Origin of the sequence: Myxococcus sp. AB036A (assembly GCF_006547355.1) — a bacterium.
Lineage (GTDB): Bacteria > Myxococcota > Myxococcia > Myxococcales > Myxococcaceae > Myxococcus > Myxococcus virescens.
Genome location: NZ_VHLC01000010.1, coordinates 13,540 through 36,822, shown reverse-complemented (window position 1 = coordinate 36,822; position 23,283 = coordinate 13,540). Strand labels below are relative to the sequence as shown.

Here is a 23,283-nt window from a genome sequence, read left to right as displayed (position 1 = left end):
CCCACGCCGCGAGCGGCTTGCATCGCGCGCGTTCACGGCACTTCCGCCCGGAGGGACTCCATGGAGGACGAGTGGCTCTGGGGCTGGGACCCCACGCTGGGCATCGTCTCCGTGTGGGCGGAGCCCGACGGCCGCGCCTTCGTCTGGCGCCGCGTCCCGAAGACGGGGGAGCTGCTTCGCGAAGACGTGCGCTTCCGTCCGTGGCTGCTGCTCGCGTCCCTGGAGGACCTGGCGCACCTGGGGCCTCGGCTGCGTCCGGAGTCGGATGGCCCCGCGCGCTACCGGGTGACGTGGCAGGAGCTCGAAGGGCCCGGGGCGTTGCGCTACCTGGTCCGCGGAGATGACAGCCGCGCGCTCACCAGCGCGGTGCTGGAAGGCGCGTCACGCCGCCTGGGCCAGCCGGTGAGTCACCTGAAGGAGCTGGGCGCGAACACGGTGCTCGCGCTGCCTCCGGAGGAGCAGTACCTCACGCTGTCGGGCCGCACGTATTTCCGCGACCTCCCCTTCGATGCGCTGCGCCGCATGCAGTTCGACCTGGAGACCACCGGGTTGGACCCGGCGCACCACCGCGTCTTCCTGGTGGCGCTGCGAGGCCCGGACGGCACGACGGAGACACTCGAAGCCCAGGGGGATGACGACTCGGCGGAGGCGGACCTGCTCTACCACCTGGCGGAGCGCGTGCGCGCCTGGGACCCCGACGTCATCGAGAACCACAACCTGCACGGCTTCGACCTGCCGTTCCTCGCGCGGCGAGCCAGACACCTGGGGGTGTCCTTGGCGCTGGGCCGCGCGGGGGCACCGGGCTTGCGGCACCGTCCGTCGGCCAGGGGGGCCGCGCTGGGACGCCCCGTGCCCGGAGCGCCTCCGGATGCGATGCGCCGCGCGCGCTACACCGTGCCCGGCCGTGAGTTCATCGACACGCTGGACGCGGTGCTGCGGCATGACTTCTCCACGAGGGATTTGCCGGGCCATGGCCTCAAGGCCGTCGCGAAGCACCTGGGCCTGGCGGGGCCCGAGCGCGAGCACATCCCCGGTGCCCGCGTGTATGACGTCTTCCGCACGGACCCGGCGCGCGTGCGGCGCTATGCGCGTGATGACGTGACGGAGGCGGGCGGCCTCGCGAGGATGCTCGGGGGCGCGGCCTTCGCGCTCGCGCGCATGGCGCCCCGCCGCTACGAGCGGCTGGCGGACGCGGGGCCGGCCACCGGCGTGTTGGACCCGCTGCTCGTCCGGGCCTATCTCCGGGAGGGCGCGGCGCTGCCCGCGCACCAGGAGGGGGACGGCACGTCCCACAGTGGCGCGGCGCTCCACCTGTTCGCCACGGGCGTGGCCCGGCGCATCGTGAAGGCGGACGTCGCCAGCCTCTATCCCTCCCTGATGCGCCAGTACCGGATTGGCCCCAAGCGGGACAGGCTGGGCGTGCTGCTGGCGTTGGTGGACCGCCTGGTGGACCAGCGGCTGGCGGCGAAGGGCAGGGCGCGTGCCGCGGCGCCTGGCTCGCAGGAGCGCTTCACGAACGAGGCGCTGTCGGCGGCGATGAAAATCGTCGTCAACTCCGCCTACGGCTATCTGGGCGCGGTGGGGCTCACGCGCTTCTCGGACGTGCACGCGGCCAACGAGGTGACGCGCCAGGGCCGCGAGGTGCTGGGCCTCCTCTGCCGGGAGTTGGCTCGCCGGGGCGTCACGCTGCTGGAGGCGGACACGGACGGCGTGTACTTCGCCGTCCCGGAGGACTGGCGGGAGGCCGACGAGCGCCGGGTCGTCTCGGAGGTCGCCGCGCTGCTCCCGCCCCGGGTGCAATTGGAGTTCGACGGGCGCTACGCCGCCATGCTGTCGCACGAACCGAAGAACTACGCGCTCCAGCCGTATGACGGACCGCTGGTGCTTCGGGGCGTGGCCTTCCGCTCCAGCCGCGCGGAGCCCTTCGGCGAGGCCTTTCTGCGCCGCGCGCTGCGCTGTCTCCTGGCGGGAGACATCCCGGGCGTGCGTGAGGTGTACGTCGCGACGGTGATGGCCCTGCGCCGCCGGGAGCTGCCCACGCCGGAGGTCTGCGCGCACGTCCGCCTGACGAAGACGGGCGCCCAGTACCTCGCCCTCCGGCCCCGCCGGCGCGAGCTCCCCTACGAGGCCATGCTGGCCAGCGGCCGGAAGGAATGGCCTTTGGGTGAGCAGGTCCGCGTCTACCGTGCCGTGGGAGGCCGGGCGGGCCTGCTCCCCATTCCGGAGGCGGATGACCCGGGCACGGCGCGGCCCCTGTCACGCGAGGAGGACCCGCGCGACTACGACGTGGAGTACTACGTGCGGCTCCTGCGCGAGACGTTCGCCGCGCGGCTGGTGCGCGCGCTGACACCGGAGGACTTCCGGACGGTGTTCGACGACCCTGGCCAACCCTCCCTCTTCGCGCCCTCGCTCGAGGACGCGAAGCCCATTCTCACGGTGCTGACGGAGCCGGCGGCCGCGCTGGAGGAGGCGTAGCCGCGCGCGGGACGGCTCAGGACACCCCGGCGTGCGTCTGGGCGGAGGATTCGGCCGCGGGGACCTGCTGCGGCGCCAGGGCGGTGCGCTGCAGCCAGCCCGCGAGTCCCAGGAGCACCAGGCCCGACGTGCGCAGCGTACGGAGCAGCTCCGCGTTCTGCGCCGCGTCTCCGGGCAGCAGGGGCCCCAGCCACGCGCGGGCGTCGTAGAAGAGCCACATGGCGCCGGAGATGCCCATGGCCCACCACACCCAGGCCAGCCGTCCGCCGCGAAGCATGTACGCGACGCCCAGGATGGGGGCCACCAGCAGGATGGTCGTCATGTCGGCCAGCGTCGACGCCAGGCTGATGACGGCGGACATGGTGCTGATGGCGTCCGTGCCCAGGTGGCGGACCTCGGTGGCCAGCACGGGCACGCCCACGGCCAGCGCGGCCACGGCCGTTCCCACCCACAGCGCGTTGGAGCGGACGCTGGACGGCGGCTGGAGTCCGGACTGCCGGTACGTCATCGCCAGCAGGATGAGCGCGTACGTCGTGCTGATGTTCGCGAGCACGACGACGAGCATGCGGACGGGCAGCAGCGGTGACTGGGTGAAGGGCACGTCCGGCACCGCGTGGAGCCAGTAGCTGCGCAGCGCGGTGCTGACCAGCGACAGGAGCGCGCCCGCGGCCAGGCCGCCCCACACCTTGCGCAGGTAGTCGCCCTGGGCGAACGAACGGGCCGCCGCCAGCGTCCCGAGTACGGCCAGCACGCCGCTGCCCCAACCGGCGACGTCATGCACGAGCGAGAGCGAACGCGGCGCGTCCAGCGCGGAGGCCGCCGCGAAGGCGTGCGCCAACTGGAGCACGAGCACCGCGCCGAACCAGGGCACGATGCTTCCGGCCGCGCGGCCCGTCGACTGAGTGCTCATCGCAGCTTCTCCAAGGAGGCGGAAATCTCCGCCAGGATGACCTTCGCGTGCAGGGCGCCGATGAAGGTGTTCAGCATGGGTTTGAGGCCTTCGAGCAACTGCGGGAGGTCTTCTCGCTTGAGCTGCTCGGGGGGCCGCTTGAGGGTCCGAAGGGCGGCGGTCTGGATGGCCATCTTCGCGGTGAACCCGCCGAGGAGCGGTTCCAGGTGTCGCACGAGCGTGTCGTGCCAGCCGGCGGGGGAGGTCTGGGAGGTCGAAGGGAGAATCGCGCCACCTCCTGGTGGAAACCTGGAGCGTAGGCAGATTCCAGCCCGCACACGAGGGGCACACCCTGTCTGGCCATGCGGAATCCCTCTCGTTATGCAGGTTTTTCTTTGAGAACATGGAACTGAGCCGGCCCCGGCGGGCGGGAGCTGCGGTGCTGACTGTTTTTCCCGGAGGTGACGCGCCGGGGGCGCCCCCTAGAATGCGCCGGCTCGTTCCGCGAGAACCCATGAACGCCCCACATCTTCGTGATGCCCCGCCGCCCTCCGTGACAGCCGTCCCCCGTCCGCATGCCGTTCGAGCACCCGCGCCGCGGAGGTACTGGGACTGGCTCAAGATGGGGCTGGGGGCCCTGGTGGCCCTGTGGGGGGCGAACCTCGTCTTCGTCGGCGCGCTGGGCGTGATGGTGGGCGCTGTGCAAAGCGTCTCTCCGGACGAGGGGAGGACGACCTCGGATGGCGTGGGCATCCTGCTGGTAGCGGCGGTGTTCGTCGCCGTGGGCCGCTTCGCGTGGAAGAAGGGGCTGTCTCCCTTCCGGGCCGCGCGCCGCCGCGAGCAGTTGCTGGGCTTCATCCGAGCGCAGACGCGCATCCGCGTCAGTGACGTGGCCTCGCAGCTCCGGTTCCCGGAGGAGGAGGTCGCGGCGATACTCACCACGCTCATCGCCCGTCACGAGGTGGACCTCGTCTACCTCGCCGACTCGCGCGTTTACCTCCACCGCGAAGCTTTGGAGCGGGGGAAGAATGTCGCCCGGCGTTGTCCTTCGTGTGATGCCCCCGTGAGCGCGGAGGCCGTCCAGCCAGGGGACAAGGTGGTTTGCTCCTACTGCTCCACGCCCTTCCTCGTGACGTAGGACAACAGACCTTCCCTTGTGGTGCGTTCGGGTTGCCGGGACACTGAATCTTTGGCAATCGGAAGGCGCACAGCGCCGTAGTGGCTCCGTCATTCGACGAGATGCCAGGTCATCCAGGGGAGGTCCGATGAGGAAAGTATTCGGAGCGGTAGCACTGGCCGCGTTCACCGGCTGCGCGACCACGCAGGAAGCCCAGAAGCCGGAGACACCGCCCGCCGTCGAAACGGCGAAGGTGGAAGCTCCCGCGGAACAGCCGAAGCTTCAGGTCCCCGTGGACTACTACAAGCTCGACAACGGCTTGAAGGTGGTCCTCTCGCGCGACAGCTCGGCGCCCAAGGCTGTCGTCGCCGTGTATTACAACATCGGCTTCCGCATCGAGCCGAAGGACCGCACCGGGTTCGCGCACCTGTTCGAGCACATGATGTTCCAGGGCTCGACGAACCTCGGGAAGATGGAGTTCATCCGCCTCATCCAGAAGAACGGCGGCGTGCTCAACGGCTCCACCCGCTTCGACTTCACCAACTACTTTGAAGTCATCCCCTCCAACGCGCTGGAGCCCATCCTCTGGGCCGAGGCCGACCGCATGCGCGGGCTCGACGTGACGGAGGAGAACCTGAAGAACCAGCAGGGCGTGGTGACGAACGAGGTGAAGGTCAACGTCCTCAACCAGCCTTATGGCGGCTTCCCGTGGCTGGACATGCCGCAGGTGGCGAACACCAACTGGTACAACGCCCATAACTTCTACGGCGACTTGAAGGACCTGGAGGCCGCCTCGCTGGAGGACGTGCGCGCCTTCTTCAAGACGTACTACGCGCCCAGCAACGCGGCGCTGGTCATCGTCGGTGACTTCGAACCGGACCAGGTGAAGGGCTGGATTCAAAAGTACTTCGGGCCGCTGCCCACCGTGGCGCAGCCGTCGAAGCCGGACATCTCCGAGCCTCGCCAGACGAAGGAGAAGCGCCACGACAAGCAGGACAAGCTGGCGCAGCGTCCGGCGCTCGCGGTGGGCTACCACATGCCCGACGTGGGGACGCCCGAGTACTTCGCCATGGCGCTGGTCGACGAGGTCCTCCTGCGAGGCAACGACAGCGCGCTCTATCAGCAGCTCGTGCAGAAGAAGGGCCTGACGGGCGAGGTCTCCGGCGGGGTGAACCAGTTGGGCAACCACTGGAACTACAACGGCCCCATGCAGTGGACCGCGTACCTGTTCCATGACGCGGACACGACCACGGAAACCATCCTCGCGGAGTTCGACGGCGTGGTGGCGCAGTTGCAGAATCAGCCCATCGACGCGGCGACGCTGGAGCGGGCGCGGGTGAAGGCGCGCTCGCGGCTGTATGGCCAGCTGGAGGGCCTCTTCGGCTTCGGCCGCGCGGACCTGCTGGCGTCCTTCGCGCTCTTCTTCGACGACCCGGCGCGCATCAACCGGCTGGAGTCGGAGCTGATGAAGGTGACGCCGGAGCTCATCCAGAAGACGGCGAAGGAGTATCTGCGCCGTGAGAACCGCACCGTGCTGACGGTGACGCCCGCCGCGGCGACCGCCACCCAGACGCAGGCCCCCTGAGGACACGCACCCATGACCACGCACTCAATTCGCACCCGCCTTGTCGCGCCCGCGCTGATGGTGCTCGGGATGCTGTCCGCGCCTGCCTTCGCGGCCGCTCCCGCCCCAGCGTCCACCAGGGAAGCGCCTCCGGCCGCCGCCGCGCCCAAGCCCTTCAAGGTCCCCGTCCGCACGCAGTTCAAGCTCGACAACGGGCTGGAAGTCTCGCTGCTGCCCTATGGCGACATGCCGAAGGTCGCCATCCAGTTGGCCATCGACACCGGCAACATCCACGAGAAGGCCACGGAGACGTGGCTGGCGGACCTGACCGGCAAGCTGCTGTCGGAGGGCACCACGACCCGTTCCGCGGAGCAGATTGCCCAGGCGGCCGCGCAGCTCGGTGGTTCGCTCAACATCGGCACGACGATGGACCAGACCTATGTCGGTCTGGAGGTACTCTCCGAGTCGGCGCCGGACGCCGTGGCCCTCATCGCGGACGTCATCCAGAACCCGGCCTTCCCGCCGGCGGAGGTCGAGCGCGTCAAGGGCGACCTCGTGCGGGAGATGGCCATCTACAAGAGCCGGCCGGGCACGCTCGCCGACGAGCGGCTGCTCCAGTCGCTCTACGGTGACCACCCGTATGGCCGCTACTTCCCGCCGGAGGCCCAGCTCAAAGGCTACACGCCGGAGGCCGTCCGCGCGCACTACGACGCCAACATCGGCGCGGCCCGGGCGCGGCTGTACGTCGTCGGCCGGTTCGAGCCGGCGCCGGTGGAGAAGGCCATCCGGGACGCGTTCACCGGCTGGAAGGCCGGCGCGGCGCGGCTCAAGAACGTGCCCAAGCAGAAGGTGGCGAAGGCGGTCCAGTTCATCGACCGCCCCGGCTCGGTGCAGTCCACGGTGCGCGTGGCGGTGAAGGGCCTGCCGCCCTCCAGCCCGGACTACGTCAAGCAGACGGTGATGAACACGCTGCTCGGGGGCTACTTCAGCTCGCGCATCACCGCGAACATCCGCGAGGCGAAGGGCTACACGTATTCGCCCTACAGCGAGGTGTCCACGCACCTGGAGGACGCCTACTGGGTGCAGAACGCGGACGTGACGACGGCGGTCACCGGCGAGTCGTTGAAGGAGATCCTCAAGGAGGTGGCCACCCTGCGAAAGACGCCGCCGCCCGCGGACGAGCTGCGCGCTGTCCAGAGCTACCTGGCGGGCTCCTTCCTGCTCCAGAACGCGTCGCGCAACGGCATCATCTACCAGCTCCGCTTCGTGGACCTGCACGGCCTGCCGGATTCGTACTCGCAGAACTACGTGCAGTCGGTGATGGCCGTCACGCCGGAGCAGGTGCAGCAGCTGGCCGCGAAGATGCTGACGCGTGAGGCGATGACCTTCATCGTCGTGGGCGACCAGAAGGTGGTGGCGCCGCAGCTGAAGGTCGTGTCCCCCGCGCTGAAGTAAGTCGTGGGAGGGCGGAGGCCACACCTGGGCCTCCGCCCTTCATACATTCCTGGTCACGGAGCTGCATCCCCTGCGAGCGCCCGGGCCGCCAACCCTGTCTGGAGCATTGAGCGTCCAGGTCCACCGTGCCTTGATGCGCGTCCATGGCCCTGCTCAATGACTTGCTCAAGAAAGGCTCGCTCCACACGCCCTGCGGCACGGCGGCGCGGCGGGCCGCGCTCAAGGCGAAGCTGACGAACTCCGGCGCCACGGAGGTGGTGTCCAGAGACTTGAAGCTCTCCGAGGGTGATGACCGCGTCCTGGAAGCGTCACGCGTCGTGGTGAAGGGGAACCTGGTCCTGGAGGACCAGTCCCGGCTGCTCGTCGCGGGTGACCTGGTGGTGGAGGGCAGCATCATCCACGAGGGCTTCGACTACGCGCTGCTCTTCACGGGCGGCGCGCTCTCCGCGAAGAACCTGCTCTTTCACGGCGAACTGGTGTCGCTGGGCCCCATCACCGTGCAGCAGGTGGCGTGGACCTACTACAACGACTACTCGACCTACGCGGATTCTCTGAAGGCGAGAATCGTCGTGGCGGCTGACCGCTTCGACGCGGTGGATGACGTGCAGGCGGACCACCACTTCAATGGACACCCCAGTGACATTCGTGAGGCGCTGGCGAAGCAGCTGAGCGCGGACGTGGTGGACGCCGACGGCGACTGGTCCTACGAAGAAATCGCGAAGCACCTTCTTCGCGGGCGAGCCCTGCTTCGCTGAAGGGGCTTGGCGGGGCACACGGATTCGCTAGCGTGCGCGCATCATGGCCAATACGTCGAATGAGAATGCGGTGGCGGAAGCAGTGAAGCGGCTCAAGTCCCTGGCGGAGGAGATCGAGGACATGAGCATCGAGTTCTCCACGCCCGTGACTGCCGACGAGGTGGCGCAGCTGGAGAAGAAGTTCAAGCTGAAGCTGCCTCCCAGCTACGTGCACTTCATCAGCACCTACGGCACCTTCAAGGTGCTGCATGGTGGGCGGGAGCTCATCGGCATGGAGGAGCCGGGCTTCCTGCGCGCGGCGGCGCCGGACCCGTCGGACGCGGTCAACGGTGACGACCCGGAGGTGGAGGGGGCCATCAACCAGGCCCTGTTCTTCCAGCGCGCGGATGACGACGCGGTGGACAACTTCTGGTGCTTCAACCCGCGCGACGTCACGCCGGAAGGCGAGCTGGGCGTCGTCGGCTACTACCACGACGAGGCCTTCGACCTTTCCCCGCGCCTGGGAACGGAGGACGCCGAGCACTTCCGGGACTTCTCGGCGCACATCGTCAGGGTCATCGACGCGCTCATCGAGAACTTCGCGGAAGCGTAAGGCACGGCGGAAGCCCGTGCTGCTGCACGGGCTTCGTCGAGGCTTCGTGACTCAGAGGCAGTTGCCCAGACCTTCGTAGAGGGTGGTCTGGGTGCGCGGCAGCGTGGCGTAGAGCGGAGACGTGCCCGCGAGCGCCGTCAGGAACTCCTGAATCGTGGTGCGCGGGGCGACAGGCGCCTGACAGGCCCAGGTCCGCGCATCCACCGTCACCGCGCCCGTCGCCGGGTCGACTTCCTCGTTGCTGGCGGCGAAGACCCAGACGCACTGGCCCAGCCGACCCGTCAGGGCATTCACGGAGCAGCGGAAGCGCAGTGACTCGATGTTGCTGTATTCGCCCTCGCAGAACGTGTCGCCGCAGATGTCATCGAAGTTCTGCTTCAGCGAGGCCCGGAGTTGGTACCACGCCTCGATGTCCGCCTCCGATGTCAGGTAGGAGGAGACGTCCACATACTGGCTGGTGACCGTGTTCCCGGATGCCAGGGCAGACATCGGCGCAAGAAAAGACAGACTCAGGGCGGCAATGGAAAGCGGGGAGGAGAGGGTCATGCGGCCTATTTAGTCCGTCCTCCACGTTTGCGAATCCACCCCCCATGGGCTGACACGGAGTTTTGACTGCACTCCGATAGGAATTCTCCATTCCTGGCACCCCGGCCGAGGCCCAGGCTTTGTGGGCCTGGGCCTCGGCCGGGGGAGGGCCGCCTCAGTCCTTCTTCAGCTGGAGGAGCTCCCAGCCGCCGTCCGGATGGAGATTCATCGGGTTCGCGGTGCCGACGTCGAGCGCCTTCTTGCCGCTCACCCGCGTGCGAACGCCGTCATTCATGTCGTTGCCCAAGCCCCTCAGCGATTCCGCCACCGCGCTCTTTCTGCCCCCATGTGCTGCCCTGGTGCTCGCGATGCCCGCTGTAGACAGTCACGCCTCCATCGTGGGCAGCCATGAGCAATCGGGGTGCCGTTCCAAGGGTGTCGGTGGGAAGATTCGTGTCCCCGTCCCGGGGGCAGACGAGCACGGCGCTCGCGCCCCCGGGAACAGGTGTGATGGTGTCTCGTCAATGCCCGCGCGTGTCGGCAGTGGCCGTTGCTTCACACGGGGGGCGTTTTGACACCCCAGGGAGGGCATTTCTTGCGGAGTCATGGGTCGCGCTGCGTGCACAGCGCGGTCCCTTGCCCTCTCCGGGTCATGGCAGGAAGGCGTTCTTCACCGCGTCGAGCAGCGGATTGGCGCCAGTCTGTGGGTCGGTGCATCCCTGGTTGATGGTCCAGATGATGGTGCCACCGTATCCGTTGTCATGGGCGAAGGCGCCCTTGGCGGCAATGGTTTGCGGTGAGTCATACGAAATCCACCGCACCGTGCCGTCCTCCACGGGGACGTCGAAGGTGACGTAGCTGGCCTTCGCCGCCTCGTCCCAGTGGTAGACGCCCGTCGCCGACAGCTGGAGAATCTTGCTGTATGTGAAGGAATTGTCGCTGCCCACGTAGTCGGACCAGTCCGTGTACGGCTGATACGGGCCCGTGATGTTCCGCCACGCCATGCCATAGAACGGGATGCCCATGCCCAGCTTGCTCTTGGGGATGCCCGCGTTGGCCCAGGCGCTGAGGCTGGAGGATACGGAGGTGGGGTGGTTGCCCGCCTCGCCCGTGAGCGCGGAGGTGTACCAGGACAGCCAGCCACCCCAGGGGCCCGTCATCTCGTAGGTCATCACGTTCATCTGGTCCAGGTAGGGGACCAGGTTGGTGAACCACGGGTCCGCATCCTCGGGGAAGTTGCTGTTGACCCAGCCGATGGGCATGGTGAGCAGCATCTGCGGCCGGGCCGCGCGCAGCGCCTGTATCAGCGCGAGCAACGCCGGCTTGTCCGCCTGTTCCACCGGCTCCCAGTCGATATCCAGGCCGTCATAGCCAAAGGTATCCATCGCGTTGAGCAGGTTCTGGACGAACAGGGCGCGGTTCGCGTTGGACGCCGCACCCACCCAGCCGTCGTGCTCACCCGCGCCGCCCACCATGATGATGGCCTTGCGTCCGGCCGCGTGCGCCCGCGTGGACAGCGTCCGCGCGATGGCCGGGCCATTCGAGTTGTCGAACTGGGTGTTCACCGTCCCATCCGGATTGGGAGTGACGCGGCCGACGAGGATGTGCGTGAGCGCGGAGAAGTCCACCTTCTCCGGCGGGTACATGTCGGCGTTCCAGCCGGTGTAGTAGCCCGACACCCACGTGCCGCTCGGCGGGGGCGTGTTCGGGACGGTGACGGTGGCCACCGCCGACTTCGTGGGGTCGGCCTGGCTCGTCGCGACCACGTGGTAGGTGCCCGCGATGGCCGGAGCGGTGTACAGGCCCGCCTGGGTGATGGTGCCTCCCGCCGCGCCTTCCTGTACGGACCACGTCACCGCCGTGTTGGCGCTGCCCGTCACCGTGGCCGTGAAGGCCTGCGTCCCCCCGGCTGGAACCGTGGCGGAGGTGGGGGTGATGGCCACCTCCACGGGCGGAGGCGGCGCGGCCATGCCACGCACGCCCAGCTCGTCGAAGTAGAGCGTGGGCAGGCTCAGTCCCCGGCCTTCCTGGAGCGCCAGGCCCGTCAGCCGAGCCCCTTGCGGCGCCAGGAGGGAGATGGGAACGGTGCACGTCACCCAGGTGTTGGCGCGGATGCGGCCTCCGGTGCAGTACGGCCCCAGCTCGGTGCCAGGCGTGAAGGCGCCATTCACCACTGCCCGGGCCAGCACCACCGCGTTGTTGCCGCCCGTCCCGCCATGCACGCGCAGGGTGAGCGTCATGCCCGCGTTCGAGGTGATTGGCGATGTATTGAAATACAGCGCCTCCCAGGCGCGCATCGTCACGGAGATGGAGTAGCGCCCCGCCGCGACAGGGGAGGTGTTGGTGAGCGAGTGGGGGGCCCAGGAGTAGTCCTGCCACGGTGCTTCCATGGCATCGCGGTAGATCCAACTCGTCGTGACGGGGACCAGCTCGGGGGGCTCGCCTTCGTTCCCGTCAACCACTGCCGCGGGAGGCCTTGCTTCCGCCTGGGTGGCCCACGCCGCGCTGCCGCCAGAAGCCAGGACCATGGCCATCCATGAAACCAACCATACGACCAACCGGTTCATTCGCTTCTCCTGTCGAGGCCCGTCGGAATTCCACGCTCACTCGCGGTGAGCCGTGCTACACGGTCTCGCTGCCTGACTGAGATTGACGGGCCTTGAGCAACCTGGGGGAGGAGCCCTTCATGGCAAAGCCCTCCCCAAGGTCGCCTCAATCACTGTCAATGCGACAGTGGGGATTTATTTATCTGGGGGGTGTCTCGGACTTCGCATCCGGGCGCCGGACAGGCGCCTCGCGGGACCAGGGATGCGGTGACATTCCCTCAGTTGGCCCAGCGCAGCCACTGCTTTCGAACAGGGCCAGGCGCGGTCGCCTCGTTCCGGGATGTATTGATGGTGAGTTGTATTTGTATGTCTATTGCTGCCAGCGGCCCGGGTGGCCAGCGCGTGGGCACGCCATCTGGCCACCCGGGCATCACGTCAGTGTTGCGGCTCCAGCCGGAGGGCGCCGGCGGGCGGTGCCGCCGAGTCCAGGGGGATGAAGACCTGCTGCGTCTGGCCTTGTGTCCAGTTCGAATTCCAGACGAAGACGGTGACGCTGCCCGGCGTGGTGGCTCGGAAGTAGAATCGGCCCTGGGCCTGGGGGTTCCCCAGGTCGAGCGTCGTCACCGCGGGGCCCGCGCAGGCGGGGTCGGCGTAGAACTGGATGCCGGGGGAGGCCGGACCCGCTGAGGTGATGTTGAAGCCCGTCGTGGTGGGAACGGCCAGGTTCCCGCTCACGTCCTGGGTCTGGACGATGATCGGGCCGGAGCAGAGGCCCACGGGGACCTGCCGAGGCGGATTGAGGAAGGCGAGGCTTGCTACCGGACCCGCGAGCACATCCACGGCGAAGGTGGAGCCGGGGATGGTGGCTGGATCATACCCCGCGCCGGTGATGACGTTGGAGTGAATGACATTGCCCGTTCCCAGGTCGGAGATTCCGGCCTGGTAGACGTAGCCATTCGTCACCTCGTCGAAGTGGATATCGTTGTCCACGACCTGGATGTTCGTCAGCACCGCCGGAGGGCTTTGATCTGCATTGCCCTGGGACAGGTAGACGCCGATGTCGTTGTTGAAAAGTTGGTTGTCATGGATGAGGACGTCCGTGGAAAACGGGCCCCCATACATCGGCCCTCCGTAGACGAGGATGCCGCTGGCGACGCCCTCTCCGGTGTAGGAGTGCCCGGAGATGAGGTTGTTGACGATGTGTCCGGTGGCCCCGAGCCCGACCTGGATTCCGGACTGGGCGACGTTGCCGATGGGACCGGCGCCCACCAGCCGGTTGTTGGTGATGTCCACAAAGACATTGCCAACCGCCACGACGCCGGCCTTCTGGTATCCCAGCAGGAGGTTGTTCTGGACACCGACGTGTTGCGTCGGGCTCAACGGGGCCTGGTTGCGAATCATGATGCCAGTGCCCTCCTGGCAGCCTCCGGTTCCGTCTCCCTGGCGGATGTTGAAAATCTGGGTGTTGATGACGGAGCCCGTCGCATTGTCGAACCGGATGCCGACGAGCGCGTCCTCCCCCGTGTCGCAGACGTTCGAGAGCCCATTCAACATGAGCCTGAGGTTCATGTAGAACGCGCTGCCGCCGCAGTTGCGCGCGATGGCGCCCTTGAAATGGTCTCCAGGGGGGTCCAGCGCGATGATGAAGTGCCCTGCCCCATCCAGGACGTAGCCATCCGGAATGAGGAGGGTGGAGTAGGTGGCGCAGTTGCCCGCCAGCGTCAGAACGTTTCCGTTCTGGAAGACAGGGCAGGGAATGTACCCGCAGGTGAGGTCCTGGAAGCCCTCTAGGGGGGACTCCGTGCTCAGCGCTGCCGTGTGGAGGTCTTCACTGGGGCTGCTGTGGAGCTCTTCGTGACTGGGTTCCTCGCCCGAGCACCCCACGACTGGCAGTGACAGGGTTCCAACCAGAAGGCTTCCGAAACATCTCCATCGATTTCGACTCATGAACGCTCCTCTCTCTGAGCGGCTGCTCAGTGAGAGGGACTCGATAGTGTGAAGTCGTGCAGCGTCATATGGACTCCACGGATGGTGATGGCGCTGGATGTGGACAGTCGCCGCTGCTCGGGTCCAGGTGAGATGTCCAGAAGGGGGTGGATGTGATTGGCGCGCGACGGAACGCGGGAGGGGCAAAGGTAGGATGGCGCCCCGGGAACCACACTCCGGGCCAGGGCGTGGCGTTGGAAGCGGGGCCTGCGGACGGGCCGATCGAGCATGGGAGACAGGCCCTGGCAACGCTTGACGCGGCGGCGTCCGTGTCCACGTCGCGCAGTTGACGGGAGGGTGCCCCGCAGGGGGGCTCCCCGGAAGGTCGGCTGACGCGTTGCATGGGAGGCAGGGGCCTCGCGCCGCCGGGAGGCTCCCGGTAACGTTTCGAATTCCTTTCCCGCCGGAGGATGCCGTCATGACGTTCTTGGACACGCAGAACCCCTGGCGCCTCGCGGGCGTGTTGTTGCTGCTCGTCACCGCGGGGTGTCACCTGGAGGACCCGCAGCCCCTCCAACTGGAGCCCTCCGCGTCGGCGCGGGTGATGGTGGTGCTGCCGCGCACGCTGACGCCCGGGCCCGTCACGGAGGTCCGTGCCGCGCTCACGCCCGTGGAAGGAGAAGAAGCGGGCGCGGTGCTCTCCGGCGGCGACGGCCTGTGGCAGGGGCTGGTGCGGCGGATTGCCTCCGGACGAGCGGCTGAGGTGAGTGCGACCGTCCGAGGCGATGGCGGTGAGGTCCTGGCGCATATCGACGTCCCGAACGTGGTGATAGGCGCGCACCGGACGGCGCTGGTCGTCCTGGTCCCGCGAGCCCCCAGTTCCGGCGTGCCCGGAGCGCCTTTCATCGACGCGGTGGTGGGCTCGTTGGCGGAGGTCCGGCCCGAAGGGCAGGTGGCGCTGCGCGCGGTGGCGGAGGCCGCGTCCGCGGATGGGGCGCTCACGTATGCCTGGCGGGCCTCGGCTGGAAGCTTCAGCGACGCCAGCGCCGTGGCGCCCGTCTGGACGGCGCCAGAGGCGTCCGGCTTCGTGACCTTGACGCTCCAGGTGACGAACGCAGTGGGGCAGGGGGCCACGCTGGACTTCCCCGTGCGAGTGGCCCGGGACCATGGCTTCGGAGCGGACAGCGTGGCCGCCTTCAACCGCTGGCCGTTGATGGTGGAGCTGGGCTCCCTTCCTTCTAGCGAGGTCCCGTATGGCGACTCCCTGCAACTCCAGGCGGAAGGCTGGGACGAAGACGGAGACACGCTCACCTACGCATGGACGGCCAGTTGCGAAGGCACCTTCGATGACGCGAGCGCGCGGTCGCCTCGCTTCACGCCGTCCACGCCGCCCTCGGGGGCCTGTGGCGCATGCCAGTTCCACGTCACGATGCGGGATGGCCGAGGCGGTGAGCACGTGGGCTCGGTCGCCGTGTGCGTGGTGCAGCGGCTGCCGCCCATCATCGTCTCCACGGCCCAGTCGCGGACGGAGGCCGTGAGCGCGGAGCCCGTCCTGCTCCAGGCGGTGGCGGAGGACCCGCGCGGCGAGGCGCTCACCTTCCAGTGGTCCGCGAACACCGGCCTCCTGGGAACCGCCACCCAGGACGGGACGCGGAGCGAGGTGCCCTGGTCCGAGCTGTCCTGTGTCCCAGCGGGAGTGGAGCCCTCCGTGCGGCTCACCGTCACGAATGTCTCGGGGATGAGCGCGGCGCACGTGTTCCGGATTCGTTGGGATGACCGGCGCTGTGGGGCGTTTCCTCCCTGCTCCGCCCGGTGGGAGAACGGCCGCGTGACGTTGACGGCGGACTGCACGACGGAGGGTACGCTGTACATCCCGGACGGAGTCACCTTCGATGGCGCCGGGCACGTGGTGACCGCGGTGGACCCCGAGGGCGGCCACTTCCAGGGCGCCGTGCTCCGGAACCGGGGAGACACGGCCCACGTCCACGACGTGACGGTGGCGGCGCGTGGCCTGTCGGACCTGCCATGTGATGCGGGCGAGGCCGGCTTGAGTGGCATCCGCTTCACCGGGGCGAGTGGTTCCATCACCGATAGCGAGGTGCGCGCGCTGCACCAGGGCGCGGGCGAGGGCGGCTGCCAGGAGGGCGTGGCCATCGAGGTACGAAACGCCCAGGACGCGTCCCGCGTGGTCCAGGTGGAGGTCCTGCGCAACCACGCCGTGGGCTACCAGAAGGGGGGCATCGTGGCCTCGGGCCGGGTGGACGTGGCCGTGGAGGACAACGTGGTGGAGGGCGGCGGTCCGTCGGCCGTCATCGCCCGGAATGGCATCCAGTTGAGCTTCGGTGCCACGGGACAGGTGCTGGGCAACCGCGTCACCGGCAACATCTATACGGGGACCGGCTATGTGGCGGCCGGAATCCTCGTCGCGGGTGGGGCCTACTACGGCGGTCCGGTGTGCGAGGACGTCCTCATCCAGGGCAACACGCTGGAGGCGAACGACATTGGCATCGACCTGTCGCAAGCGGAGGCGGACGGCGGGCCGCTGGCGCAATCCTCCCGGTTGCTCGTGGTGGAGAACACGTTGAGCCACGACGTGGTGGCGAACGGCATGCCGTACCAGGCGGCCATCTCGGACCTGGGCGGGGCCAACGTCATCAGCCGCAACCGCATCAGCGGCGCGGGCTATGCCAGGGAGACCCTGCCGGGCTCCACCTTCGACGTGGACGTGGTGGCGGACGCGGCGGCGCAGGTGGCCTTCCTGACGCCCCCGCAAGACGTGGCGGCGGGCGCGTGCTCCGAGGCGTTGGTGGTGCAGAGCCAGGACGCCATGGGCAATCTGTCCGCCCTGGCTTCGTCCCTGCTGGTGGTGGAGGCGCAAGGGAACGTTGGCGGGGTGACCTTCTTCCGGGACGCGGCGTGTACGCAGGCCCTGGTGCCTCTGAATGGCAGCGGCGCCATGGCCCTGGAGGGACCGCAGCAGGAAGCGGTGTTCTATTTCCGCGCGGAACAGGCAGGGGCCCTGGAGGTGCGGGTGCGAGGCGACGGGGTGAGTGCCTCCCAGATGCACGTGGTGCGTTAGACGGGGCGGAGTGCGTCGAGGCATTGAATGAGCCATTGCCATGGCCGTCGCGTCGTCCGTGGCTCTGGGTCTGTCTTGCTTCGGTCTCTGTCGTAGACTCCGTGGGATGGAAGGGGCCAAAGTCACTTCTACTTCCACTGGTTCGTCATGACTCCGACTCCCTTTGGGCCTGCGTACACCCTCCAGACAGCACGAACGCTGCTCCGCTGCTGGTCACCCGCTGACGCCGCGCGTGCGCTCCGCGCCATCGACGCCAGCCTCGACCACCTGCGCCCCTGGTTGGACTGGGCGCGGCACTACCCCATCAGCGTGGAGCAGCAGGCCGCCGTCCTGCGGCGCTTTCGCGGAACCTTCGACCTGGGACAGGACTTCACCTATGCCGTGTTCGACAGGGGTGGGACGGAGGTCCTGGGCGGCTGCGGGCTGCATCCTCGTGGTGTGGGCGAGGGGGGCCGGGAGATTGGGTATTGGATTTCCGCCCAGCACACCGGTCAGGGGCTCGCGACCGAAGTGGCGGCGGCGCTCGTCCGGGTCGCGTTCGAGCTGGATGGCCTGCGCCGGGTGGAGATTCACTGCGACCCGCTCAACGTGCCGAGCGTCGCGGTGGCCCGCAAGCTGGGCTTCACCCACGAAGGCACCTTGCGACAGCGCCTCCTGGCCGCTGACGGCTCGTGGCGCGACGTCATGATCTGGACCCTCCTGGCGGAGGACTACCGGGCCAGCCCCGCCGCCGCGAGCGACCTGGAAGCGTTCGACGTGCTGGGGCAGAAGCTGCTGTAGACCCTCTGCTCAGGGGGCCTGGTCCTCGCGCTCCGGCTCGCCATCCAGCGCCATTCAACCGCGTGCCGCGTGTCGGATTCCAGGGCCGAGGGGAGGGGGCTACGTCATTCCCACGGATGATGCGAGCACGCTGGGGAGCAGCGCCCCGAATCTGGTCGTCCGCATGAAGAACCTCGTCTGAGGCGTCTCTTCCGGCTCGACGGCTCGCGCAGGTACCAGGGCGTGTTGATGACGACGATGTGGGGCCCTCCGCGAACCAGGAGCATCATCTTCAACAGCGTGGCGGTGTGACTGGGGATGATGAAGTGGTGCCAGCGGCGCTCGACGAGCTCTGGCACCAGCACCGCGATGAACCGGCCCGGATGCTCTGCGGCGAGCTTCCGGACGTAGCCCAGCAGCGGGTCCACGACCTGGCGGTAGGTCGGCACGAGCACGTCCAGTCGTGGCACCGGCCGTCCGGCCTTCCGAAGGGGAGCGGCCACCTGCCACTCCCAGCGCTGCACCAACTGCTCCTGGGCGTCCGGTTGTCCTCGGACCTGCACGGCATACACATCCGGGGACATGGACAGGGCCAGCCGCAGGCCCTTCTGCGCCACCCGGTCCAGGCGCCGGAGGGGTACCACCACCACGGGCGCGGCGAGCGGCTGCACGGGGATGGGGTGGGGCGTCTCGGTGGCGGCGTGGATGCGCTCGGCGTGGCGCCGGGAGGTTCGGAGCAGCACGTAGGTCAGGGGAATGAAGACGACGGTCATCCAGGCGCCCTCTTCGAACTTGGCCGTCGCCACCACGGCCAGCGCCAGGGCGGTGCAGGCCGCGCCCACGCCATTCACCCACTGGAACCGCCGCGTGCCGCGTCCGCTCATGCGCCGCCAGTGCATGACCATGCCGAACTGGGACAGGGTGAAGGCGGACAGCGCCCCCACCGCGAACAGCGGGATGAGGTGGTCCGTCACGCCGTTGAACACCACCAGCAGCGCGGCGGCCAGCAGGGACAGGGTGATGATGCCCGTGGAATACACGAGGCGCTGGCCCACGTGGGCGAAGGCCGGAGGCAGGTTGCTGTCGAGCGCCAGCGCGCGGCACAGGCGGGGGAAGTCCGCGAAGCTCGTGTTGGCGGACAGGCAGAGCACGCAGACGATGGCCGCCAGCGTCACGTAGTAGAAGACGCCGCGCCCGGTGACGGCGGCCACGACCTGGGACAGCACGCTCTGGTAGCCGGCCTGGCCCGGCGCCGTCGCGCCAATGTCATAGGCGTGGCTCATCCACGCCACGCCGCAGAGCAGCATCACCAGGATGCTCACGATGCCCAGCAACGTCCGGCGCGCGTTGCGCACGCGGGGTTCGCGGAAGATGGGCACGCCGTTGCTGACGGCCTCGATGCCCGTCATCGCCGTGCAGCCGTTCGCGAAGGCATGCATCAACAGCCAGAGGCTCGCCATGGCCGTGCTCTCCGGGAGCCGGGGCGGGGCGACGACGGGCACGGGGCTGCCACCGGACGTGAGCACCTTCCAGATGCCGATGAGCAGGGTGATGCCCAGGCAGCCGACGAACAGGTAGGTGGGCAGCAGGAAGGCCGAGCCCGCGGTACGGACGCCTCGCAGGTTCACCACCATGATGAAGCCGAGCAGCGCCAGGCACAGGAGCAGGGTGTGGGGGAACAGGCTGGGGATGGCGGAGACGAGCGCGCCCACCCCGGCGGAAATGGCCACCGCGACGTTGAGCACGTAATCCAACGCCAGCGCGGAGGCCGCGAGCAGCGCGGGCTTCACGCCCAGGTTGGCGCGGGCCACGGAGAACGAGCCGCCGCCGTCGGGATACGCGGCGATGGTCTGCCGGTAGGAGAACTGCACCACGAGCAGCAGCGCAACGATGATTCCGGTGAGCAGGCCGATGTACCGCGGCCCGGCGCTGCCCAGCACGAGCATGGCGGTGAGCGCAGCCTCGGGCCCGTAGGCCGCGGAGGCCAGCGCGTCCAGCCCGAGCACGGGGATACCTGTCAGCGGACCAATCCTCTCCTCTTCCGCTCGCTCGTTCGGAATGGGCCTGCCGAACAGGACCCGCCACAAGGACATGCCTGAAAGGTAGTGCCGCGTCTCCGGGGGCTTCGACAGGCGACGGGCCTTGCGCCCGGCCTTACTTGGAAAGTTCCTGCGTGCTGCGCACCCTCGTCATGGATTCCCCTGCATGACGGAGGCGCCATGACCCCGTCCGAGTTGACGGCCGAGCAGCTTCAACACCAGGTGCATTCGCTGGGTGACTGGTTCCACAACCTGGACCTGCATGGCGTGCAGACGGCGCCCCGGCATCCCCTGGGAGACTTCCCCGCCGTGTTCTGGCGGACCTTCCAGCGAGCCTTCCCCAGGGATTTGAAGGGCAAGTCCGTGCTCGACATCGGCTGCAACGGGGGCTTCTACAGCATCGAGATGAAGCGGCGGGGCGCGGCCCGCGTGGTGGGCATCGACAGCGACGCGCGCTACCTGGCCCAGGCTCGTTTCGCCACCCAGGTGCTGGGGGTGGACGTGGAGTTGCATCAGCTGGACGTGTACGAAGCGGGCGCGCTGGGCGAGAAGTTCGATGTCGTGCTCTTCATGGGCGTGCTCTACCACCTGCGCCATCCCTTGCTCGCGCTGGACCTGCTCCATGAGCACGTCGTGAGGGACCTGCTCATCTTCCAGACGTTGGAGCGGGGCAGCACCCAGGTGGGGCCAGTGGCGGCGGACTACCCCATCTCCGAGCACGCCATCTTCGACCGGCCGGACTTCCCGAAGCTGCACTTCATTGAACGCCGTTATGCCGGAGACCCCACCAACTGGTGGGTGCCCAATGCGGCATGCACGGAGGCCATGCTCCGCTCCGCCGGCTTCGAATTGCTCGAGCGGCCCGCCCGGGAAATCTACCTGTGCCGACGCAGCACGCGCCCGGAGGTGCTCCAATGATTGAGGCGGTGAAGCTGTGGAATGAACCCAACAACATGTCGCACTGGGACTTCGGGCTGGATGCCGACTGGGCCATCTTCTCCCGGATGGTGCGGCTGGCGGGCGCCGCGGTGCGCGCGGAGAACCCCCGGCTGCCGCGCGTGCTGGGGGGGATGGCGCCCATCGACATGTCCTTCCTGCGCCGCATGGAAGCGCAGGGCGCCTTGGATGAGGTGGACGTCGTCGCGGTGCATGGCTTCCCGCTCGACTGGAACCACTGGCAGCTCGACGAATGGCCCGAACGCCTGGCGGAGATTCGCGCCGTGTCTCGTCACCCTGTCTGGGTGACGGAGGTGGGGGTGTCCACCTTCGGCGCGGAGGAGGTGCAGGAGTTCGGCCTGCGTCGCACCGCCGAGCTCCTGCTGGACCAGGTGGACCGCGTGCACTGGTACAGCCTCTACGACCTGCCCAGGGCCTGGCCCGCGACGACACGCCACCGCGAGGCGGAGGGCTCGTCGTACTACCGGCACTTCTACATGGGGCTGCTGCGCGAGGACGGCACGCCCAAGCGGGCCATGCGCCACTTCGCGGACTACACGCCCCGGTTGGGCATCTGCCAGTGGTTCCATTTCGAGGACCACCGGCTGGATGACGCCGTGGCCTGGCTGCGGAAGATGGGCGTCCGCAAGCTGCGCACGGGCCTGAGCTGGGCGGACAGCCACCGGCCCGGCGCCGAGGCGTGGTTCGACCGGCAGATGCGCGCGCTCGACGGCTTCGACGTGACGCTGACGTACTGCTTCACCCCCGGCTCCCGGGGCCTCAAGGACCACCACACGAGTCCGCCCCAGCAGGTGGAGGAGTTCGCGGACTTCTGCGCGCGGATGACGCGCCGGTATGCGCAGTGACGCTCGTCAGGCGCGCAGCAGGGCGGCATAGCGCTCCGCCGCGCGCCGCAAGCGGCTGGCTTCTTCGGGGGCTGTCTCCGCCAGCGCGGTGGCGGCCAGCAGGTGGTGGCCCAACTGGAAGGCCAGATAGCAGGGCCTGTAGAAAGCCCGCAGCCCTTCGCTGACGGGACGGCCGCTGGCCCTCGCCACGTGCTCGGCGAGCCGCGCCTCCGCCTGGACGTCGAACCCCAGCTCCACCGCGGCGCCCACCACATCCCAGGCCACGTCCTGGCAGCCAATCAGGTCATGACCGGCGTGGTGGTCCACCGCGTCCGCCTTGAGCAGCCGCCCGTCCGCCAGCACCAGCCACTCCCACGTCTGGAGCTTGTTGTCCGTCTCCACGCGGCGGACCTCTCGCGCGAGCGTGCCCAGGTGCCGGCTCCATCCATCGAACTCGCGGGCACAGCACGCCTCGCCCAGGACCCGCGCTGTGTTGTAGCGGGCCATGTCGAGCAGTGCGGCCACGGACGCGCCTCGCTCCAGCGCGTCCACGGGAAAGTGCCGGGCCCGGAAGCCGAGGTAGCCTCCCACCTGGGCCTCCATCGCGTGGCGCCCGTACTCCGGCACCCGGGACAGCGGCCGTGCGTCCTCCATCCACCGTTGCACCAGGAAGCCGTGCCGAAGCCCCTCCACCGGTGGGGTGAAGCCCGCCTGGGCAAGCTGCCGGGCACGCAGCATCCGGTGTTCACCGAAACCTCCGAGGCCCGCGAACTTGAGGAGGAACACGCCGCGCGGCGTGGTGACCCGGTATTTGCGCCGCTCCTGTTGGACGTGCACCGGGGGCCATTCACGGGCGTCTGGAAACAGCAGGCGCCGCCATGTCCCCGCGCCCAGGTCCTCCAGGTGGCTGTGCGCCCGGCCCGTGAGGTCCTCGCACCAACGGGCCAGGAGGCACCGGGCGTCTCCCGGCTGGAGGAACAGCGCATCGAACTCCGTCAGGTGCCGCCGCGCCTGGGCCCAGCGGGTCCGGTGCCGCTCGCTGGCCATGGGGCCGGGGGCGCCCGCGTGGCTGGGGAAGAAGCACAGCCTCCGCGCTGAAACGCCGTGGTCCTCCAGGAAGTCCGCCACCGCGCCAAAGGAGCTCCCTGACAGGCCGGGCCCTTCGTCCACGATGGCCACGTCCGTGTTCGCGGCGCGCGCCAGCAGCTCTCGCTCGAGTCCGGGCCCCAGGCTGCAGACGCGCTGGTACGGGTGCCCCGTGGGCCGGACGGTGAGGGGTGGCGGCGCCTTCATCGCGGCGGCCACCGCGCACGCCAGACTCGCGCCGATGCCTCGGATGCCCACCACCAGGGGCGGCGCTGGAGGATGCAGCGCCTTCGCGGCCTCCAGGTACTGCTCTGGATAGAGCGCGTGGTAGGCGTAGCCTTCGGGCACGGAAAGGCCAACGCGCTCCGGCAGCGGCAACCGGCCCAGCGCTAGGAATGGGGCCGCGGGGACGGGAGGCACGGACGCGAAGCCTGTCTCCCAGGAGCGCTGGAGCGCCTGTGCGAGCACGAAGGGCAGCGCGACGCACGCCGCGCCGAGCGGCCCGGGGTCGTCGTGCCGCCGCTCCGCGAAGTCTTGGTCCAGGACGCCCTGCGCCAGCGAGCCGGAGTCGATGAACAGGGAGACCAGCGCGGCATGTCGGTCCAACCCCGGCGCCATCACCTCCCACTGCCGCAGGCGCGCATGGAGCGCCGACAGGAGCTCCCGGGGTGACGCGTGCTTCACGGCGCTCCCGT

The 23,283-nt window shown here is 68.7% G+C and carries 17 protein-coding genes; 10 read left to right on the top strand and 7 right to left on the bottom strand.

All coding sequences use genetic code 11. The features are described 5' to 3' along the window. The first annotated feature begins 60 nt into the window (after positions 1 to 60). A complete protein-coding gene (locus FL344_RS06455; protein WP_141617905.1) occupies positions 61 to 2,475 on the top strand; it encodes a DNA polymerase domain-containing protein in 2,415 nt (804 codons plus the stop codon). Between the two features lie 16 nt (positions 2,476 to 2,491). On the opposite strand, the gene FL344_RS06450 is transcribed toward FL344_RS06455, so the two are convergent. Then, positions 2,492 to 3,385: a hypothetical protein gene (locus tag FL344_RS06450; RefSeq protein WP_141617904.1), complete on the bottom strand. Its 894-nt coding sequence runs from the start codon at positions 3,383 to 3,385 to the stop codon at positions 2,492 to 2,494. Further along, positions 3,382 to 3,600, bottom strand: coding sequence for a hypothetical protein (locus FL344_RS06445; protein WP_002639318.1), 219 nt, complete (start codon positions 3,598 to 3,600; stop codon positions 3,382 to 3,384). Before FL344_RS06445 ends, FL344_RS06450 begins: the two co-directional genes overlap by 4 nt. Positions 3,601 to 3,917: 317 nt before the next feature. Between FL344_RS06445 and FL344_RS06440 the strand changes: the two genes are divergently transcribed. The 5 genes from FL344_RS06440 to FL344_RS06420 all read left to right on the top strand — a co-directional run bounded on the left by FL344_RS06440 (position 3,918) and on the right by FL344_RS06420 (position 8,847). Continuing rightward, positions 3,918 to 4,502, top strand: coding sequence for a hypothetical protein (locus FL344_RS06440; RefSeq protein WP_228564827.1), 585 nt, complete (start codon positions 3,918 to 3,920; stop codon positions 4,500 to 4,502). A 127-nt stretch (positions 4,503 to 4,629) separates the two neighbouring features. Further along, positions 4,630 to 6,066 carry a pitrilysin family protein gene (locus FL344_RS06435; protein WP_141590165.1) on the top strand — a complete coding sequence of 479 codons (1,437 nt, stop codon included), beginning with the start codon at positions 4,630 to 4,632 and terminating at the stop codon, positions 6,064 to 6,066. 12 nt (positions 6,067 to 6,078) lie between these two features. Continuing rightward, positions 6,079 to 7,500, top strand: coding sequence for a pitrilysin family protein (locus FL344_RS06430; RefSeq protein ID WP_141617903.1), 1,422 nt, complete (start codon positions 6,079 to 6,081; stop codon positions 7,498 to 7,500). Positions 7,501 to 7,643: 143 nt separating this feature from the next. Then, positions 7,644 to 8,255 (top strand): hypothetical protein, encoded by a 612-nt coding sequence (locus FL344_RS06425; RefSeq protein WP_141617902.1) that lies wholly within the window; start codon positions 7,644 to 7,646, stop codon positions 8,253 to 8,255. A 43-nt stretch (positions 8,256 to 8,298) separates the two neighbouring features. Further along, positions 8,299 to 8,847, top strand: coding sequence for an SMI1/KNR4 family protein (locus tag FL344_RS06420; protein ID WP_141617901.1), 549 nt, complete (start codon positions 8,299 to 8,301; stop codon positions 8,845 to 8,847). Between the two features lie 51 nt (positions 8,848 to 8,898). On the opposite strand, the gene FL344_RS06415 is transcribed toward FL344_RS06420, so the two are convergent. The 3 genes from FL344_RS06415 to FL344_RS06405 all read right to left on the bottom strand — a co-directional run bounded on the left by FL344_RS06415 (position 8,899) and on the right by FL344_RS06405 (position 13,802). Then, positions 8,899 to 9,393 (bottom strand): hypothetical protein, encoded by a 495-nt coding sequence (locus tag FL344_RS06415; protein WP_141617900.1) that lies wholly within the window; start codon positions 9,391 to 9,393, stop codon positions 8,899 to 8,901. Between the two features lie 629 nt (positions 9,394 to 10,022). Beyond that, entirely contained in the window at positions 10,023 to 11,906 is a 1,884-nt protein-coding gene (locus FL344_RS06410; RefSeq protein WP_141617899.1) for a glycosyl hydrolase family 18 protein, read from the bottom strand. 447 nt (positions 11,907 to 12,353) lie between these two features. Further along, positions 12,354 to 13,802, bottom strand: a complete 1,449-nt coding sequence (locus tag FL344_RS06405; RefSeq protein ID WP_228564825.1) for a right-handed parallel beta-helix repeat-containing protein — start codon at positions 13,800 to 13,802, stop codon at positions 12,354 to 12,356. 520 nt (positions 13,803 to 14,322) lie between these two features. Here FL344_RS06405 and FL344_RS06400 point away from each other — a divergent pair. Together FL344_RS06400 and FL344_RS06395 are read left to right on the top strand one after the other, a co-directional pair. Then, complete coding sequence (locus FL344_RS06400; RefSeq protein ID WP_228564824.1) at positions 14,323 to 16,923, top strand: right-handed parallel beta-helix repeat-containing protein; 2,601 nt, start codon at positions 14,323 to 14,325, stop codon at positions 16,921 to 16,923. A gap of 147 nt (positions 16,924 to 17,070) precedes the next feature. Beyond that, positions 17,071 to 17,703, top strand: coding sequence for a GNAT family N-acetyltransferase (locus tag FL344_RS06395; RefSeq protein WP_141617896.1), 633 nt, complete (start codon positions 17,071 to 17,073; stop codon positions 17,701 to 17,703). Positions 17,704 to 17,807: 104 nt separating this feature from the next. On the opposite strand, the gene FL344_RS06390 is transcribed toward FL344_RS06395, so the two are convergent. After that, positions 17,808 to 19,775 (bottom strand): APC family permease, encoded by a 1,968-nt coding sequence (locus FL344_RS06390; protein WP_141617895.1) that lies wholly within the window; start codon positions 19,773 to 19,775, stop codon positions 17,808 to 17,810. Between the two features lie 126 nt (positions 19,776 to 19,901). Here FL344_RS06390 and FL344_RS06385 point away from each other — a divergent pair, with 126 nt between their 5' ends. Both FL344_RS06385 and FL344_RS06380 read left to right on the top strand, forming a co-directional pair. Beyond that, on the top strand, positions 19,902 to 20,639 hold the full coding sequence (locus tag FL344_RS06385; RefSeq protein ID WP_141617894.1) for a TIGR04290 family methyltransferase: 738 nt from the start codon (positions 19,902 to 19,904) through the stop codon (positions 20,637 to 20,639). After that, positions 20,636 to 21,523 (top strand): beta-xylosidase, encoded by an 888-nt coding sequence (locus FL344_RS06380; protein ID WP_141617893.1) that lies wholly within the window; start codon positions 20,636 to 20,638, stop codon positions 21,521 to 21,523. Before FL344_RS06385 ends, FL344_RS06380 begins: the two co-directional genes overlap by 4 nt. Positions 21,524 to 21,529: 6 nt before the next feature. On the opposite strand, the gene FL344_RS06375 is transcribed toward FL344_RS06380, so the two are convergent. Next, positions 21,530 to 23,272 carry a hypothetical protein gene (locus tag FL344_RS06375; RefSeq protein WP_194863015.1) on the bottom strand — a complete coding sequence of 581 codons (1,743 nt, stop codon included), beginning with the start codon at positions 23,270 to 23,272 and terminating at the stop codon, positions 21,530 to 21,532. Positions 23,273 to 23,283: the final 11 nt, after the last annotated feature.